Origin of the sequence: Microcoleus pseudofavosus SVA1_A4, assembly GCF_036700565.1 — a bacterium.
Lineage (GTDB): Bacteria > Cyanobacteriota > Cyanobacteriia > Cyanobacteriales > Microcoleaceae > Microcoleus.
This window is the reverse complement of sequence record NZ_JAUBPE010000022.1, coordinates 52133-69256: the sequence shown is the minus strand read 5'-3', so window position 1 is coordinate 69256 and position 17124 is coordinate 52133. Positions and strand designations below refer to the sequence as shown.

Annotated in this window: 13 protein-coding genes and 1 pseudogene; 10 read left to right on the top strand and 4 right to left on the bottom strand. The window is 45.9% G+C overall.

The features are described 5' to 3' along the window. Positions 1 to 76: 76 nt before the first annotated feature. On the bottom strand, positions 77 to 862 hold the full coding sequence (gene grpE, locus QUA02_RS12000) for a nucleotide exchange factor GrpE (protein ID WP_332981523.1): 786 nt from the start codon (positions 860 to 862) through the stop codon (positions 77 to 79). A 1658-nt stretch (positions 863 to 2520) separates the two neighbouring features. Here grpE and QUA02_RS11995 point away from each other — a divergent pair. The 5 genes from QUA02_RS11995 to QUA02_RS11975 all read left to right on the top strand — a co-directional run bounded on the left by QUA02_RS11995 (position 2521) and on the right by QUA02_RS11975 (position 8200). After that, complete coding sequence (locus QUA02_RS11995; protein ID WP_333027895.1) at positions 2521 to 4539, top strand: GspE/PulE family protein; 2019 nt, start codon at positions 2521 to 2523, stop codon at positions 4537 to 4539. An 89-nt stretch (positions 4540 to 4628) separates the two neighbouring features. Next, the gene (locus QUA02_RS11990) at positions 4629 to 5723 is read left to right on the top strand and encodes a type IV pilus twitching motility protein PilT (RefSeq protein ID WP_333027893.1); all 1095 of its coding nucleotides are present in this window, start codon (positions 4629 to 4631) and stop codon (positions 5721 to 5723) included. A gap of 161 nt (positions 5724 to 5884) precedes the next feature. After that, a complete protein-coding gene (locus QUA02_RS11985) occupies positions 5885 to 7012 on the top strand; it encodes a type II secretion system F family protein (RefSeq protein ID WP_332981517.1) in 1128 nt (375 codons plus the stop codon). Positions 7013 to 7100: 88 nt separating this feature from the next. Continuing rightward, complete coding sequence (locus QUA02_RS11980) at positions 7101 to 7721, top strand: hypothetical protein (protein ID WP_333027890.1); 621 nt, start codon at positions 7101 to 7103, stop codon at positions 7719 to 7721. An 8-nt stretch (positions 7722 to 7729) separates the two neighbouring features. Continuing rightward, positions 7730 to 8200, top strand: coding sequence for an SMI1/KNR4 family protein (locus QUA02_RS11975; protein ID WP_333027888.1), 471 nt, complete (start codon positions 7730 to 7732; stop codon positions 8198 to 8200). A gap of 147 nt (positions 8201 to 8347) precedes the next feature. Here QUA02_RS11975 and QUA02_RS11970 read toward each other — a convergent pair. Continuing rightward, positions 8348 to 9302 (bottom strand): annotated as a pseudogene (locus QUA02_RS11970) (IS630 family transposase). A 239-nt stretch (positions 9303 to 9541) separates the two neighbouring features. Between QUA02_RS11970 and QUA02_RS11965 the strand changes: the two are divergent. The 4 genes from QUA02_RS11965 to QUA02_RS11950 all read left to right on the top strand — a co-directional run bounded on the left by QUA02_RS11965 (position 9542) and on the right by QUA02_RS11950 (position 14038). Beyond that, entirely contained in the window at positions 9542 to 10354 is an 813-nt protein-coding gene (locus QUA02_RS11965; protein WP_333027936.1) for a Uma2 family endonuclease, read from the top strand. A gap of 173 nt (positions 10355 to 10527) precedes the next feature. After that, complete coding sequence (locus tag QUA02_RS11960; protein WP_333027886.1) at positions 10528 to 12183, top strand: ABC transporter substrate-binding protein; 1656 nt, start codon at positions 10528 to 10530, stop codon at positions 12181 to 12183. Between the two features lie 107 nt (positions 12184 to 12290). Continuing rightward, positions 12291 to 12902: a Uma2 family endonuclease gene (locus QUA02_RS11955; protein WP_333027885.1), complete on the top strand. Its 612-nt coding sequence runs from the start codon at positions 12291 to 12293 to the stop codon at positions 12900 to 12902. A 125-nt stretch (positions 12903 to 13027) separates the two neighbouring features. After that, positions 13028 to 14038, top strand: coding sequence for an ABC transporter permease (locus tag QUA02_RS11950; RefSeq protein WP_333027884.1), 1011 nt, complete (start codon positions 13028 to 13030; stop codon positions 14036 to 14038). Positions 14039 to 14049: 11 nt separating this feature from the next. On the opposite strand, the gene QUA02_RS11945 is transcribed toward QUA02_RS11950, so the two are convergent. Together QUA02_RS11945 and QUA02_RS11940 are read right to left on the bottom strand one after the other, a co-directional pair. Then, on the bottom strand, positions 14050 to 14460 hold the full coding sequence (locus QUA02_RS11945; RefSeq protein WP_333027881.1) for a hypothetical protein: 411 nt from the start codon (positions 14458 to 14460) through the stop codon (positions 14050 to 14052). Positions 14461 to 14709: 249 nt separating this feature from the next. Next, positions 14710 to 14844: a hypothetical protein gene (locus tag QUA02_RS11940; protein ID WP_333027880.1), complete on the bottom strand. Its 135-nt coding sequence runs from the start codon at positions 14842 to 14844 to the stop codon at positions 14710 to 14712. Positions 14845 to 15096: 252 nt separating this feature from the next. Here QUA02_RS11940 and QUA02_RS11935 point away from each other — a divergent pair, with 252 nt between their 5' ends. Continuing rightward, positions 15097 to 16965, top strand: a complete 1869-nt coding sequence (locus QUA02_RS11935; RefSeq protein WP_333027878.1) for an efflux RND transporter periplasmic adaptor subunit — start codon at positions 15097 to 15099, stop codon at positions 16963 to 16965. Positions 16966 to 17124 lie beyond the last annotated feature (159 nt).

Genomic DNA, 17124 nt, shown 5'->3' with positions numbered 1-17124 from the left:
GAGTCTACCGACTTCTGGCCCCCGAATTCTATTCGGGGGTCAGTGACTTCGAGGAATGCAGTAGCTTGTATCCCGATTAACTTTCCGAACTATCGGGATTTTCATCTGAGGCTACCACAGATAGCCCAGCCGCTGCAACTTTCACTTTGGCGTGCCGCAAGACGCGATCGCCCAGAATGTAGCCGCGTTCTAGTTCTTGGATGATTGTTCCTTCCTCGTGTTCGTCAGTTGGCTCGCTGAGCAAAGCTTCGTGGAGGTTGGGGTCAAACTGTTCGCCTTCGGGGCGCATCGGAGAAACCCCGATTTGCTTGAGGCCATCTACCATTTGTTTGTAAACGCTTTGGTAGCTTTTGTGAATGTTCATTTCGCCGTCGGTTTGCGGCTTAATGTGCGATCGAGCGCGCTCGAAATTGTCGATTACCGGCAACAGGGGTTTGATCGTCAGACACCTTGCCTGTAAATCTAACTCTTCTTTTTCCTTTTGGGTGCGCCTGCGGAAGTTTTCAAAATCTGCCGCTAGGCGGAGATTTTGATTTTTCAGGTCTTCTAGTTGAGCGGATGTGGCTTGCAACTGAGTTTTTAAACCCTCTTTTTCATCTGTTGCCTGGGCCAGTTCCCTCTTCCAAGACTCCGCCGCGTCTGGCTGCGGGCTGTTGGTGGAACTGTCGGTGACTGTAGGCCCGGATGCGTTTGCTGGCGTGCGATCGGGCTGAGCACTTTGATAAGCTCGAGCAAGTTCGAGCTCCCAATCGGCTGCTTCGTTTGCTGGTGCCGGCGGAGTTTCGCTTGCCATTGGCGAACCCTCTGGGGTTCCCCCAGTTGAGTTAGGATCTCGATCTTGCTGTTTTTCCTCGTCAATCATAAAAGCTGCGCGACAGAACCCTATCAATTCTAGCAGATACATTTAACCCAGTAAATCTAGAGAACTATAATTTACTCTGTATGGCACCATCTGATTCATAGGAAATCTCGCCAGATGTGGAGGCATCTCTCAAAGCTTTCAATCAAATATTGAAAGGGTCGTTTATATCTCTACCGATACTATGACCGCAGTCGGGGCAAAGAAAACGTTTTTTTCCTCCTAATTTTGGATGAAGGCGACCGCAGAAGCGAGCTGGTTTGCCAAGTATATTCGGCTGTTACGTCTACTATCAAAGCTTTCAATCAAATATTGAAAGGGTCGTTTAGATATCTACCGATAGTATGACCGCAGTCGGGGTAAAAACAGTTTTTTTCCTTTTAATTTTGGATGAAGGCGGCTGCAGAAGCGAGCTGGTTTTCAAAGTATATTCTGCTGTTATAGCCTTTCTCAGAAAGATGGATTACGCCGAAACCCTGTGTTGTCAAGCTTTTGAAGTTGAATTGTGTACCTCATCTATCCAAGAACCGCTATATGTCTACTAAAACAATTATTAATTTGGATGCTTGATCCTTCAAGGTTGGCTGGAAACAATAGTGACTTAAAGTTAATCGCTCTGGCTGTTTGAGTCGCAAGGCGACGCTTGCTTTTTTACCATTTGCGGCGTTTCAAAAATCGGGAGGAAGATGAATTTGTATTTAGTGACTGAGTAGTTAGGTGTCTGCTTTTGTAACTCCGCTCGGGGGTTGTTAATCTCGATGGGAATTGGGGCTGCCGTTGGTCAGATTTGATACCGAACTCGCTTGAAGTCGAGACTTTTTGCCAGTCAAATGAGAGAGATTAGCTGGTTTGGCACAGGAGCTAATCGTTAGAGAGGATTCATCTCTAATTTGCCTATTTCCAAGATTTATGAACCGTCAAGCTTTGGTCGCCAAGCTTGGGAAACCGGGATAGAATCACAGAAATATTTGCTGAGCCAAAACTACAACTGCTCAAAATCTGCGCTGGGGACTGATGCAGCCGATCGGGCCGTGCCATATCGCAGATAATTAATCAAAATATATATCAAAAGACCGATCGAGGCTTTCGTAAAAGTTATCATCACAGAACATAGCTAATCTTTAACCCAGTACAGCTAACTGCGCCTGCGCGGGCGCTGTACTTTGACCAAACAATTGAGGAATGTAGAACGCGATGGTGGTTCGGCGACACACACCGCGCCGCTTTCCTCCAACGATACGGGCAGATCCCCAAGTGATGTGGCATGAGGGTATAACAAGAGTATCCGGCGGGTTAATCAGGTAAGCAAGCAACTTAACGCTCTAGGTGGCTGACAAACGTGATTGGGCCGCGTGCTGCCCTGCAGAGCCTCTCTAACTGGTTTGTATGCCCGGTGGTGAAGCTTCGCGGTGTTCCAGCATTTCTCGGATTTAGCAACGAACAATATCTGATTGCAAGTATGGGCAAATCCCTCCAACGTCTCGTCAATTTGTGGACGAAAGTTAGAGGGGACTACGAGCATACAAACAAATAGGGATTGAGCCACAACATTATGCTAGCTCATCCATAAGCAAAGAATACGGGGGTTAAAACCCCGCGTTGGTTTTCCTCTCAGCACTCTTTGTGACTGAGTTTTCCACCTATAGCATTGAGTGTTTTTTATGACTAACACATCCCAGAGGCGTCCGTTCACATCTTCCACAGCTCTAGTTGCTACAAGCGCTTTGCCTCCGGCTCTCAACAGGATGATTCAGTCTGGTTACGTCAACAGCGACCAACTGAAGCAAGCTCAACTTGAAAGCCGGAAGTCTGGCAAGCGGTTGACGGAGGTACTCGAAGCTGCTACTGGGCTGCCTTTGCCTCCTGAATTGCTGCGGTTTTACAAGAAGCAGCAGATGTTTGAACTGAAAATAGTCTACGGGGTTGAAGCATTTGACCCGGAGATGAGCGAAATGTCTAACGAGCAACTCGGAGTTATGCTCGACGGGTTGAAGATTTCGATCGACATCTGTCACCAAGGTCGGTTTTTACCCGTGGCAAAAACTGAAACTGAGCCTCCGGCGATTGTCGTGGCAATGGTAGATCCCGACAACCTCAACGCTCTCGAAGATTTGCGGCGAATTTTGCAGCCTCACGGGTTGGGTTTTCAGCGGCGGGTGATTACGCCAGACGACTATCAGGACATTACTGCAACCTATCAAGACGACCAAGTTAAGAGGGAAGCTAAAAAAGCTGAAGTCGAAAAGCAGAGAAAGATGGATTTAGGGGAGGGAGATTTTGGCGAGCTCTCGCTAGAAGAGGAGAGTGCCGACCAAGAAGACCTAGCTAACACCTTGGACGATGCTGAGGCGGCTCCGGTAATTAAGGCCGTCAATATCATTTTGGCTAAAGCTTTGTCGGAAAAGGTGTCTGACATCCACGTAGAACCTCAAGAAGAGTTCATGCGGATTCGGATGCGGAAAGACGGGGTGCTCCAAGAGTATTTCCGGTTTCCCAAGCAGGTAGTCGCATCGATTACCGCTCGTTTCAAGATTATTGCCAACCTGGATATTGCCGAACGCCGACAAGCTCAAGACGGCCGCATCCGCCGGGTGTTTGAGGGACGCACGGTGGATTTCCGGGTGAACAGCTTGCCTTCGCGGTACGGGGAAAAAATCGTACTGCGGATTTTGGACAGTTCTAGCACTCAGTTGGGTTTGGGTTTGTTAATCTCCGACGAGGAAACTCTGGCTTTAGTGCGAGAGACTGCTAGCCGTCCGTTCGGACTGATTTTGGTGACGGGGCCGACGGGTTCGGGCAAGTCCACTACTCTGTACTCGATTCTGGCGGAACGGAACGATCCGGGGGTTAATATCAGTACGGCGGAAGACCCGATCGAATATGCTTTGCCAGGAATTACCCAATGTCAAGTAATTCGGGAAAAAGACTTGACTTTTTCCAACATTCTGCGGGCGTTTTTGCGGCAAGACCCTGACGTGATGCTGGTGGGGGAAACGCGGGACAAGGAAACGGCAAAAACGGCTCTGGAAGCTGCTTTGACGGGACACTTGGTGCTGACGACGCTGCACACGAACGACGCGGCTGGGGCGGTCGCGCGTTTGGCCGAAATGGGCGTAGAACCGTTCATGGTTTCTGCCGCTCTGTTGGGGGTGTTGGCTCAGCGTCTGATGCGGCGCGTTTGCGACAAATGCTACATTCCTTACCAGCCTACTAATGAAGAACTCGGCAAGTACGGTCTGTCGGCTTCTCAAGAAATTGATCTGACTATTTACAAAGCCAACACCGTACCGGTGGAGGAAAGGAAGGAACTCGCAGAACGCGAGCAACTTTGTCGGAAGTGCGGCGGCCTAGGGTACAAAGGACGGGTAGGGGTATACGAGTTCCTGAAAAATACTGAGCGGCTTCAAACTCTGATCACTCAAGGAGCTCCCACAGAGCAAATTAAGGAAGCAGCAGTAGAAGAAGGGATGAAAACGTTGTTGGCTTACAGTTTGCAGTTGGTGCGAGAAGGCGCGACTACTTTTGAAGAAGTCGAGCGGGTGACGTTTACTGACTCGGGATTGGAGGCGGAACTGAAAGCCAAACGCAAGCAGGGACTTACCTGCAAAAGTTGTCGGGCGGAATTGAAGCCGGAGATGCTGGATTGTCCGTACTGCTTGACGCCGCGCTTTTTGGATTGATTCAGCAGTTGACTGTTAACTATTAACTGTTGACTGTTAACTGAGCTAGATTGGTCAATAACTATCAACTCGATCGAGGAGAGGTATCTATGGGTCTGATGATTGAAGACGTACTGGAGTCCCTGGTAGAGCAAGGGGGTTCAGACATACACATCCAAGCGGGCGCGCCTATTTTCTTCCGCGTTAGCGGGAAACTCACTCCTCAGACGCAATACGGCGACATCATGTCTGCCGAGGAAGTGCAGATACTAATTTTCCAGATGCTTAACAATATGCAGCGCAAGCATTTGGAGATGGAATGGGAACTTGACTGCGCTTACGGTGTTAAGGGGTTGGCTCGGTTCCGGGTCAATGTGTACCGGGAACGGGGTGCTTGGGCTGCTTGCTTGCGGGCTCTGGCTTCTAAGATTCCGAACGCAGATGCTTTAGGTGTGCCGCAGATTTTGCGGGATCTGACGGAAAGACCCAGAGGTATGCTGTTGGTGACCGGGCAAACGGGCTCTGGGAAAACTACTACGATGGCGGCTTTGTTGGATCTGGTCAACCGGACGCGGGCAGAACATATTCTGACAGTTGAAGACCCGATCGAATATGTGTTTCCAAATATTAAGAGTTTGTTTCACCAGCGTCAAAAGGGCGAAGATACTAAGAGCTTTTCTAATGCGCTGAGGGCTGCTCTGCGGGAAGATCCTGACGTGATTCTGGTGGGGGAAATGCGCGACTTGGAAACGATCGGTCTGGCAATTTCGGCGGCGGAAACGGGTCACATGGTGATGGGAACGCTGCACACTAATTCGGCGGGTGCAACGATAGATCGGATTTTGGACGTGTTCCCGCCAATTCAACAACCCCAGGTTCGCGCCCAGGTGTCTAACTCTTTGGTGGGAATTTGCAGCCAAAATTTAGTTGTGAAAGTTGGCGGCGGCCGTTGCTGCGCTATGGAAATCATGGTGAATACTCCAGCTATGGCTAACTTGATCCGGGAGGGGAAAACTCCCATGATTTACTCCCAAATCCAAATGGGAGCGAAGTTGGGTATGAGGACAATGGAAATGGCTCTAGCTGAACTTTACAAGAGCGGTAAAGTCACTTGGGAATCGGCAATGGCTAAGGCTTCTAAGGCTGACGAACTCGAACGCTTGATCGGCCCGGCACCTGCTGGCGCTAAGGTAGGGGCTCATTAATTCAGTCAGCAGTCATTAGTTATTAGTTATTAGTCATTAGTCAGTTGGCAGTTGACCGTTGTTATTAATTATGGGTAACAACTAACAACTAACAACTGACACATGACAACTGACACATAACAACTGGCAACTAAATTTTAATAAATTTTCAGAGGTGAGCTGTGGCTACCAACGTTATCCGCGAAAAACCGAAAGGTGGCTTTGATTTCAGTAAGATTCAGGAGCAAATCGAGTATAACCTTACCAGTCTTACTGTTAAGGATATGGCTATTTTTGCTCGTCAGTTTGCGGCTATGTTTAATGCAGGGGTGGCGATCGTTAGATGCCTTTCCGTGCTGCACGAGCAGTGTTCTAATGCTAAGTTGAAGCGAGCGCTCAGGAGTATGAATGCTGACGTGCAGGAGGGGATAAACTTGGCAGAGGCGATGGCGAAGTTTCCTGATGTTTTTGACCAACTGTTTATCAGTATGGTGGCGGCGGGAGAAGTCGGGGGGGTGCTAGATGAAACCCTAGACCGTCTGGCGGTGATGATGGAAAAAAATCACAAGACGGAGGCTGAGATTAATTCGGCGATGTCTTATCCGAAGACGGTGTTTTCCATCGCGATCGTGATTTTTTTCGCAATGACAATATTCTTGCTACCAACTTTCGCTAAAATCTTTAAGGATATTGGTGCAGATTTGCCGACTTTTACGCTGATAATGTTGGGAATTAGTGCATTTTGTACGGCTTGGCCTCCGATCCAACAGATAACAGTTATTGGGGTGATTATAGCGCTAAAATTTGCCTTCGATATGTACTACAAAACTCCAATAGGTCACCTACAAATTGATAGGATTGCGATGAAATTGCCGATTTTTGGAGATTTGATCGAAAAATCTGCTGTGGCTCGGTTTTGCGTGATATTTGGGTCGCTGACGCGATCGGGCGTGCCGATTCTCAATTCTTTGGAAATTGTGCGAGATGTGGCAGGGAATCAGGCGATATCTAATGCGATCGAATATGCCAGACAGGAAATTCAAAGCGGCGGCATGATCAGTATTGCTTTGCAAGAACAAGCTGTTTTTCCGTCTTTGGCAATTCAAATGATGGCAATTGGCGAGGAGACAGGGGAACTTGACAAGATGCTGATGAAAGTTGGCGCTTTCTACGAAACAGAAGTGGAAGAAGCAGTAAAAGGACTTACAAGTATGCTAGAACCTCTGATGATTGTTGTCGTCGGTGGTATCGTAGGTTCGATTTTGCTGTCGATGTATCTGCCGATGTTCGCAGTGTTCCAGAAGCTGTAAAAAATAGTCAGCAGTCAGTTGGCAGTTGGCGGTTGTCAGTTAACTGTTGACTGTTGACTGTTGACTAATTACCTATTACTTATTTAAAATGTCTGTTAAACAATCACATTACGAGGCCTTACTAGCAGAGTACAGCGAATCTTCTGCCGCGATCGCCCTGCTAAAAAAATATCGGGTTTACATGGAAATGATTCCGAGTATCCGCCGCGCCCTTGAGAGTTTAATCACAATTCCTTTGCCAATTGCGCGCTTGCGGGACGGGGTTTCTTATGCGGGAAGCGGCGGCACTAGCATATCGCCGGGCCAGGCAGTTTCTTTGCCTTGCGATTTGGCGATTTTGATGTGCGATCCTGAATGGAAAGTTAAAATTGGAGTGGAAATTTTAATTTTCATTCATCGTCCCGGCGAAGAGTTTTCTGAGTTACTCGGCCGCTGGCGGCAGTCTCAGGTTTGGCTGGATAAAGGTTACGAATGGGTGATGCCGTACCGCTACAGACATATTTACAGCGATGAAGCTGAGGCTGTTCATCCGCTATTTGTGTTGTTTGACGAAACGCCGGAACTGATTCAACGGGGTTTGATGGCGGCTGGTTTGCCGTTTGTGGTGGAAAGTTTTAGTTCTGTTAATGATGAGGAAGAATTGGCGGAACCAGAAAATTTAGAGGCGCAAGAGTACGGGAGTATGGGTGAAGAAAGTTACGAGTTGTAGAGACATAAATGAACATTCAAATTCATGAATCTTATCCCCCGATCGCCATTGCACAAATTAAGTCTCTAGAAGAGCGATTGGGGATGCAACTCCCCCAAAACTACATAAATTTTTTGCTAAGTCACAATGGTGGATTTCCTGAAATAGGTGGTTTTGTATATCGTTCGGAAGCAGCTAATCGGTTAGGAGTAGTCAATAGATTTCTCGGCATTCATAGTGGTAAGTATGATAATTTAGATGATTATTTAATGCTCTACAAAGAAAGAGAGAAAAGAATTCCATCTAATTTGATTCCGATCGCCAACGATCCAGGCGGGAACTTAATTTGTTTATCGATTGATGGCAGCGATTTAGGCAATGTATATTTCTGGGATCATGATTGGGAATCAGAAGATGAAGCAGAAGTAAATTACTCTAATGTTTATTGTATAGCCAATAGCTTAGAGGAATTTTTTCAGAATCTAAGAAAGTTTGATTAGCAATAATAGATTATAAATTTTGGTACAAACATCACTAGACTCGATGTATATCCAGATAGGTGAGAAATAAGTTGAGTAATAAGTCGGTTGTGCCAGAGTAATTTTCATTGAACTAAATTGCTCGATCGCCCTAAACTATAGCGTTTCTCAGAAAGATGAGGTACAATAACAGCAGTGAGTAAACCAATTCCCAAGATCGGATAATGTAACTTGATTGAAGGCAAACTCTATCGCTTCTGCTAATTCTCGATAATTAGTCGTCTTGATAGAACGGAGAATGTTTTTGAGTTTTGACCATAAATGTTCAATTGGTGAGAAGTCGGGCGAATAGGGCGACAAGTATATTAATTTTGCCCCTTTCTTTTTGATGGCTTTTTCTATTTCTTCTCCGGTATGAATAGTACAATTATCCATCACTACACAAGCACCTTTCCATAATTTTGGTACTAACTTTCGGATGATAAAAGCCTCAAATGTAATTCCATCAGTTGTGCCTGTTAAATTGACTGATGTTAGGACTTCATTGACCGATATGGCTCCAATTATTGAGACATTTCTGCCCCGTTTATTCGGTTTTGGCCCCTTGGCTCTTGAACCTTTTATAGACCGAGCATATAACCTAACCATTGCCAAGTTGACTCCACATTCATCAATGAATATTAAGTCTTTGAGACAAACTTCTCGGATTTTTTTCCAGAACTCATATCGCAGGTTCTGAACTCTGTCACTGCCTTTGTCTGAGGGGAAAAGAGTTTTTTTTTAAGGTCATATTTAAGAGTTTTGCCATTCTTCCCATTGTTGCTACGCTGATGGTAAAACCAATTTTTTGGTACAGTAAATAACGGAGTTCTTCGAGAGTTGCATCATTGTTTGCTTCAATCAATTCCGCTAAAATTAGCAGTTGTTATGCATTCAGTTTTAATTTGACTCCGCATCGCTCAGTTCGAGGAGCAATATTTTGGGTCTCACGATACTGTTTAACCAATTTTTGGACAAAACTTAGGGCTACACAAAAACGGTTGGCTATTGCTCTTTGTGACAGCGGTTCATTATGGTACACATCCATAATTTTTTGTCTAAAATCAATCGAATAAGTTTTCATTTTTACTAATGTGTGCTCCTTGCTAAAATTCTGGATAATTGTGATTCGAGTGACTGCTGTGAATCCAGTCACTCCTATGAGCCGAGCGAGTGCTCGCTCCCGCTCCATTTAATTAGATTGCATAACATTTTGGGGTCTTATATTTTTTACTCCTTTCAAGTCAGTTATATCATACCTCATCTTTCCGATAAATGCTATATGATAAAATAACTAACGATAGCTCCGATCGCCCTAAAATTATGTCGGAAACATTAATTGACATAGGCCTGCCCCCCGCATTTCCCGATCATACGCAACTTCCTGAGTCTGACGGTACTTTCGTGAAAAATTTTCAGGAGCATCCTCAAAGTATCATTCTGACGGATTCGATCGGGCCAGTTTTGCAGCGCAGACATCCTGACGGACGCTACTGCATCGGACAAGATTGCGGTATTTACTGGCAAGAAACCGAGCCACCGGAACAAGGAGCAGAAGCTCCTGACTGGTTCTACGTGCCGAATGTTTCACCACGCCCGGAACAGGGAAAATATCGCCGTTCTTACGTGCTGTGGCGAGAACACATGGCACCTTTAATTGCTTTGGAATTTGCCGCCAGCGGAAATGGCAGTGAAGAACGCGATGCAACTCCTCTTTTGATAACTGATGCAGGAGAGGTACAAAAACCAGGTAAGTTCTGGGTTTACGAGCAAATCATTCGCATTCCTTACTACGGCATTTATGAAATCAGCAATAATAAATTAGAAGTCTATCATTTGAGAGATTTGTCTTATCAAAAACTCGCACCCAATCAACGGGGTCATTATCCTATTGAACCATTAGCAATTGAGTTGGGACTGTGGCAGGGAAGTTATCAAAATCAAACGCAAATTTGGTTGCGGTGGTGGGATAGTCAGGGTAATTTGTTATTAATTGGTGACGAAAGAGCTGAACTTGAAAAACTGAGGACTGAACAGGAACGTCAGCGTGCTGAACGGGCGGAACAAAAAGCGGCGCGACTTGCAGAGATATTGCTAGCAATGGGTATCGATCCTGATGCAGATGATATTGGTTAAATCTGGCGATCGCAAGTAGGAAGCATGAAGCATGAAAGATAGTCGCCTATCCGAAATATTCGATCGAAAAAGGTGATTTTGAAGCTGTGATTTTATGCATAACTTTGACCTGCTAAATAGATGAGTAGGAAAATACAAGAGAAAATTAAAATAGAGATTTAGAAGTTGAGCGTATGAAATTAATAAAATCCTGGCGTTTATTTTTATTAGCTCTAGTTTTTGGGATGGCTGTAATTTTATCAAATTGTGGCACTCCTTCAAACACGGTTAGCAATAATTCTCCAACTCCGACAACTCCTGCCGCAGTACCACCGGGAGCTTTAGTGTACGGTGCGGGTGGGCAGCCGGTCAATCTGGAACCGGGAAATATTACGGATGGCAATTCGGTGATTGCGATCGACCAAATCTACAATCGCTTGACTGATTTTAAACCGGGAACTGTGGAACTAGAACCGAGTTTGGCTACTGAATGGTCGAGTTCCACGGATGGTAAAACTTGGACTTTTAAGTTGCGATCGGGGGTAAAGTTTCACGACGGCACGGATTTTGACGCGCAAGCTGTTAAGTTTAATGTGGATCGCTGGTGGGATGCGAAAAATCCTAACGGTTATCGAGAAGCGGGCAAGACTTATCAAATTTGGAAGGACTTTTTTGCTGGGTTTAAGGGAGATAAAGATTCTCTGGTAAAAGATTTGGCAGTTGTTGATAAGTCTACGATTAAGTTTGTTTTGAATCGACCTTTTGCTGCTTTTCCCTCGGCGATTGGGTCTGGTTATTTCGGGATGGCGAGTCCGGCGGCGGTGAAAAAAGCGGGTGCTAAATACGGCACTCCGGGGTCGCTGGCGGTGGGTACGGGGCCTTTTGTGTTTCAGGAATGGCGATCGGGCGATCGCATTATCTTAGCAAAAAATCCGAATTATTGGAAAACTGGCGCGCCAAAAGTCAATCAATTGGTAATTCGTTTTGTTGACGATCCGGCGGCGAGATTGGCTCAATTGCGAGCAGGACAACTTGATTTTACTGTGGATTTAACGCCGGATCAATTGAAAGAGGTTCAAGGAGATCCTAATTTAGAAGCTGTTGTGCGACCTTCTTTTAATGTCGGTTATTTAGCCTTAAATCCGAGTTACGAACCTTTGTCAAAACCGGAAGTCAGGCGGGCGATCGCCCAAACAATTAACAAGCCAGCCATAGTCAAAGCTTTTTGGGGAGAACTCGGAAAAAACGACTCGGAATTTCTCCCGCCTTCGCTGAATTTGGCGGAGTCTGACAAAGTTAAAGATTACGAATTTAACCCGCAGCAAGCTAAAGCAATGCTGGCGAAGGCTGGTTATCCTAACGGTTTTGATTTGGATTTGTGGTATATGCCCGTCAGCCGTCCCTATTTTCCCACGCCGAAGCCGATCGCTGAGGCTTTTGCGGCGGATTTGAGCGCGATCGGGATTCGGGTCAAATTGCTGACAAAGGATTGGTCTGCTTATTTAGCCGATCGGCTAAAACCTCCCGGATTTCAAGCTTTTATGATGGGCTGGACAGGAGATTACGGCGATCCAGACAATTTCTATTATCCTCACTTCGGGCCGGGTTCGACGGCGGATTTGGGAAATTGGAAAAATCCGAAAGTTCTGGAACTTTTGGATCGGGGGAGGGCGAGTGGCGATAAAGCAGCTAGGGCGAAAATTTATGCGGAAGTTAGCGAGATTTTGCATGGGGAAGCTGTGCGTTTGCCGATCGTACATTCGCAGCCGCTTTTAGGGAAACGCAAGAATATTCAAGGTTGGATTCCGAGTCCTTTGGGCTCCGAGTCTTTTGAGGAAGTTAGTCATTAGTCAGCAGTCATTAGTGATTAGTCATTGTATTCAATATTATTTGTAAAATCCGCTCCAAAAATGTTACACTAGACAAAAGTCTCAGTTAAATGCTCTCTAATAGAACTATGCAACTTACTGGACAGCGATACTACTCGATCGAGGAATATCTGGCACTAGAGGAGGCTGCTGACTACAAAAGCGAATACATTGATGGTGAAATATTTCCTATGGCCGGTGGCTCTACTAATCACAATCAAATAGCGCTCAACTTCAGTACCGAACTAAATTTCGCATTCAAAAAACTTGACTATCGAGTGTTTATGAGTGATGTCCGCTTGTGGATACCCAAGAAGCGCATCTATACCTATCCCGATGTGATGGTAGTGATTGGAAAGCCGGAGTATTATAATAACCGCCCGGATACGATTACCAATCCCAGAGTAATTATTGAGGTTTTGTCAGCTTCAACTAAAGGATACGATCGCAGCAAAAAGTTTGAAGCATACCGCACGATTCCCACTGTTGAGGAATACTTATTGCTCGACCAAACTCGGAGATATATCGAACATTTTTCTAAGACGGATAATAAACGATGGTCGTTTGCTGAGTACAATGAATTGGATGAGGCGATCGCGCTTTCTTCGGTATCCTTTGAAATTTCTGTGGCAGATATCTATAATAAGGTAAATTTTGAAGAGGTAGATGCAGAAATTGCACCTGAAGTTGGAGAAGTTTAAGGTAGTGCAGATTCCCAATTTTTTAAGGTGTTGGTGAGCTAGAGAGCCGAACTACCGCCAGATAAGCTGTTTCATACGCCATCCACCACCAATTAGCTGGTTGTTGACGAATATTTATTAAAAAAATGATTAATTATATTGCTAAACGTTTGCTAGGATTGCTCCCAGTTATTTTGGGAATCACTCTCCTAGTATTTATGTTTTTGCACTTGATACCTGGAGATCCGGCTACAGTGCTTTTAGGAGAACGGGGAACTCCCGAACAGGTGGAAATCTTGAGAGCGAGATTAGGTTTGAATCAGCCTTTGCCTTTGCAATATTTGGCTTTTTTATGGAGTTTGCTGCGCTTGGATTTGGGAAATAGTATTATTAGCGGTATTCCCATAATTGATGAAATTAGAAGTCGCTGGCCTGCTACTTTTGAACTGTCTGTGGTGGCGATGTTGGTGGCACTTGTTATCGGAATTCCGGCGGGGATTTTGGCTGCTGTTCGGAAAAATAGCTGGCTGGACAATCTCGCCATGACTGGTTCGTTAATTGGCGTATCTTTGCCGGTGTATTGGTTGGGATTGATGTTGATTTATTTGTTTGCTGTTTATCTGAAATGGCTGCCTCCCAGCGGGCGGATTAGTGTAGATTTGGGGTTTGGTTTTAAATCGATTACGGGTGTTTATGTTTTGGATTCCTTGCTGAGGTGGGATTTGGCTGCTTTGCGGGATGCGATCGCCCATTTAATCCTGCCAGCTTTGACTTTAGGAACTATTCCTCTGGCTATTATCGCTCGCATCACTCGTTCTGCGATGCTGGAAGTGCTTTCTCAAGATTACATCCGCACTGCGAGGGCGAAGGGATTGCCGGAATATTGGGTGATTTTGAAACACGCTTTGAAAAATGCGTTTTTGCCGATCGTCACAACTATAGGTTTGCAGTTCGGCACTCTTTTAGGTGGCGCTATTCTGACTGAAACGATTTTCTCGTGGCCGGGAATTGGTTCTTGGATTTACAGCGGTATTCTGACGCGGGATTACCCAATTGTCCAAGGAGGAGTAATTTTTGTGTCTGTCACTTTTGTACTGATTAATCTGGCGGTTGATATTTCCTATGCTTTTTTAGATCCGAGAATTCAGTACCGTTAATGAAAAGGAAATCAGACACGAAATGCTTGTTTAACATCCGGCCGCAGCAGGTAGTAAATGCTAGCCGCTGCAAAACCGAGAGTTAAAAAATTGACTGCTGTACCGCCGCTGCCAAACATTTTTGCAATTTGCGCGAGGGTGGCGATGATATGGACAATTAACGTTCCCGTCCAAGCCCATGTTTTGAGTTGAAACAAACCCCAAGTTAATAGTAAAGAGAGGAGGCCTAAAATAAAACTGAGCGCAGCAAAAATTGCAATGAAGCCACCGATTACAGTGCCAACTTTCGCTCCGCCCACAGCGGCACCGAGACCGCCAAAAATGCCGGCAAAAAGTAAGATGAATAAGCCGTCAAGCAGGCTGAAGACGCCGCTAATTAGCTGCAAGATTGCCAGAACTGTAACGCTTTGAGGACGATTCATTGTTTTGATTTTCGATTTTTAACGGATTTGAAAAATATTTTAACCTGTTGTGGGCACAGGGCGGATATGTATTAGATATCTCCAGAAAAGTCTTTTTTGAACAGGCAAGATGCCTGTTCCACAAGAATTATTAGGAGATGTCTATTCAGGACTTACACAATGCTAACCGTGAAACCGGGTTTCTGCACGGATGTTTCGCGGACAAACCTGTTATTTTTCGCAGAAGCCGGGTTTATGAGAATAAGCATGTTAATACTGTGTCGTTGCGAGATTCGCACTGCTAGATGCGATCGCTAACAGGAGTTCGCACTGACCTAGTTTAGTCGATCGCCCGCTGTCCGATCCGCCTTTGTCGCTGGTGAGGAGCGCGCTTCTATATCTCAAAAATGATATTATTTACTAAAATATATTTTTATTTGCCAGCAGCCGGGAGCGATTCTGTTTAGACCCACCTCTTGTAGCTGAAAAAACTTAACATTATTTAACAAGTTGCAAAGATTAGCTATAATTGTTTACAGGTGCTGGTTGGGGAACTTTTTTAAGTTCACCCGATCGGATGAGTCTGAAAGACGATGCCAAGCATCAGCAAAAATTTTACCTTTAAGGTAATCCTGAGATTAAATTAGGTGAGTCGGTATGATCGTTAGCCCCAAAAAGGAAACTGCTCAGGTCAAGGTGGAAGATACTCAGACTGCAGACACCAAGACCGCAGACACCAAAATTGCAGATACCAAAACCCCCCAAAAGCAGTCCCCCAAGAAACCCGCGCGGCAGCCGAAGCGGTGGGCGATCGGGCTGGTTGCAGCCGGGTTGCTAGCTGTACCGACCGCCATATATGTAGTAAATAGTAAATCGCAACCGAAAGTAGATGCGATCGCCACTATGACAGTGCCGGTGGAAGCGCAAAACCTCACGGTGCGGATCACGTCCAGCGGCACGGTGCAGCCCGTACAGCGCGTGAATCTCAGCCCCAAAGGCTCCGGGCGCATAGCAGAATTGTTTGTCGAACAGGGCGATAAAGTCATAGCAGGACAAATCGTTGCCCGCATGGAAAGCCGCGATGTAGAAGCTCAACTAGCTCAAGCTAAAGCCCGCGAAGCTAGCGCTACAGCCAAACTCGCCAAAATTGAAGCAGGGAATCGATCGGAAGACATCGCCAGCGCCCGAGCGCGCTTAGATCAAGCCCAGGCAAGTCTCGCGCAACTCCAAGCCGGAAGTCGCTCCGAAGAAGTCGCAGGAGCCAGATCCCGGTTGCAGCAAACTCAAGCTGGCTTGCAGCAACTGCGAGCCGGCAGCCGCGTGGAAGAAGTCAGCCAAGGGCGCGCACGATTAGCGCAAGCTCAGGCTCGTTTAGCAGACGCTCAAACCGGTAGTGTCAAACAAGAAATTGCCCAAGCACAAACGCAAATTGAATCGAGTAAAGCCCAAGCCGAACTAACAGCTCAGCGGGTAGAACGCAATCGACCGCTAGTGGAAGAAGGTGCTCTGGCTAAAGATAAACTGGATGAATTAATTAAAGAAAATCGTACAGCCCAAGCTAAATTAACAGAATCCCAAAGACGCCTGCAACAACTGCAAGAAAATCGGCTGTCGCAAATTCAGCAACTGCAAGCTGCCGTTGAAGTCGAGCGCCAAGCATTAAACCAATTGCAAAACGGGACGCGATCGGAAGAAATTGCCAAAGGTGAGGCAGAAGTTGCCGAAGCTAAAAGCAAATTAGCGCAACTAGAAAACGGCAACCGTCCAGAAGAAATCGCCAAAGCCCAAGCCGCAGTTGCTGAAGCAAAAAGCCAATTAGCCGCACAAGAAAACGGCTCTCGCCCGGAAGAAATAGCTCAAGCAAAAGCTGAATTAGCCGAAGCAGAAGCTCAAGTCCGCTATCAAGAAGTGCAGTTAGAAGATACTAAAGTTCGCGCTCCTTTTGCTGGAATTATTACCCAAAGATACGCCATCCAAGGAGCTTTTGTAACTCCGGCAACTTCGGCCTCTGAAGCTACTTCGGCAACTTCGACATCGATTGTGGCTCTCGCAAGAGATGTGGAAGTTTTAGCGAAAGTCCCGGAGGCTGATATCAGTCAGATTAAACCGGGTCAAGAAGTTGAAATAGTCGCCGATGCTTATCCAGATAAAGTGTTTAAAGGCAAAGTTAAGTTAATTGCGCCGGAAGCTGTTAAGGAACGAGATGTGACGCTATTTCAAGTGCGAGTTGCGATCGACACGGGCAAAGAGTCGCTGCAATCGGGGATGAATGTAGATTTGAGATTTGTCGGTCAAAAGCTGAGCAATGCTTTAGTTGTGCCGACGGTGGCAATTGTGACTAATAAAGGTCAAACAGGCGTGCTGGTTCCCGATGAGAAACAGCAGCCGAAGTTTAAACCTGTTACGGTTGGCTCGACTATTGGCAACAAAATTCAGATTTTGGAGGGTGCGAAGGCGGGCGATCGCGTTTTTACCGAACTTCCTCAAGGTAAAAAGCTGGAGGATATTATCAAGAATCAGAAATAGTCAGTTGATAGTTGGCAGTTGGCAGTTGGCAGTTGGCAGTTGATAGTTGATAGTTGATAGTTGGCAGTTGGCAGTAGTCAGTTGGCAGTTGTTAGTAGTCAGTCAACAGTTAACAGTCAACTGTCAACAGTCAACTGCCAATCTAAAATCTAAAATCTA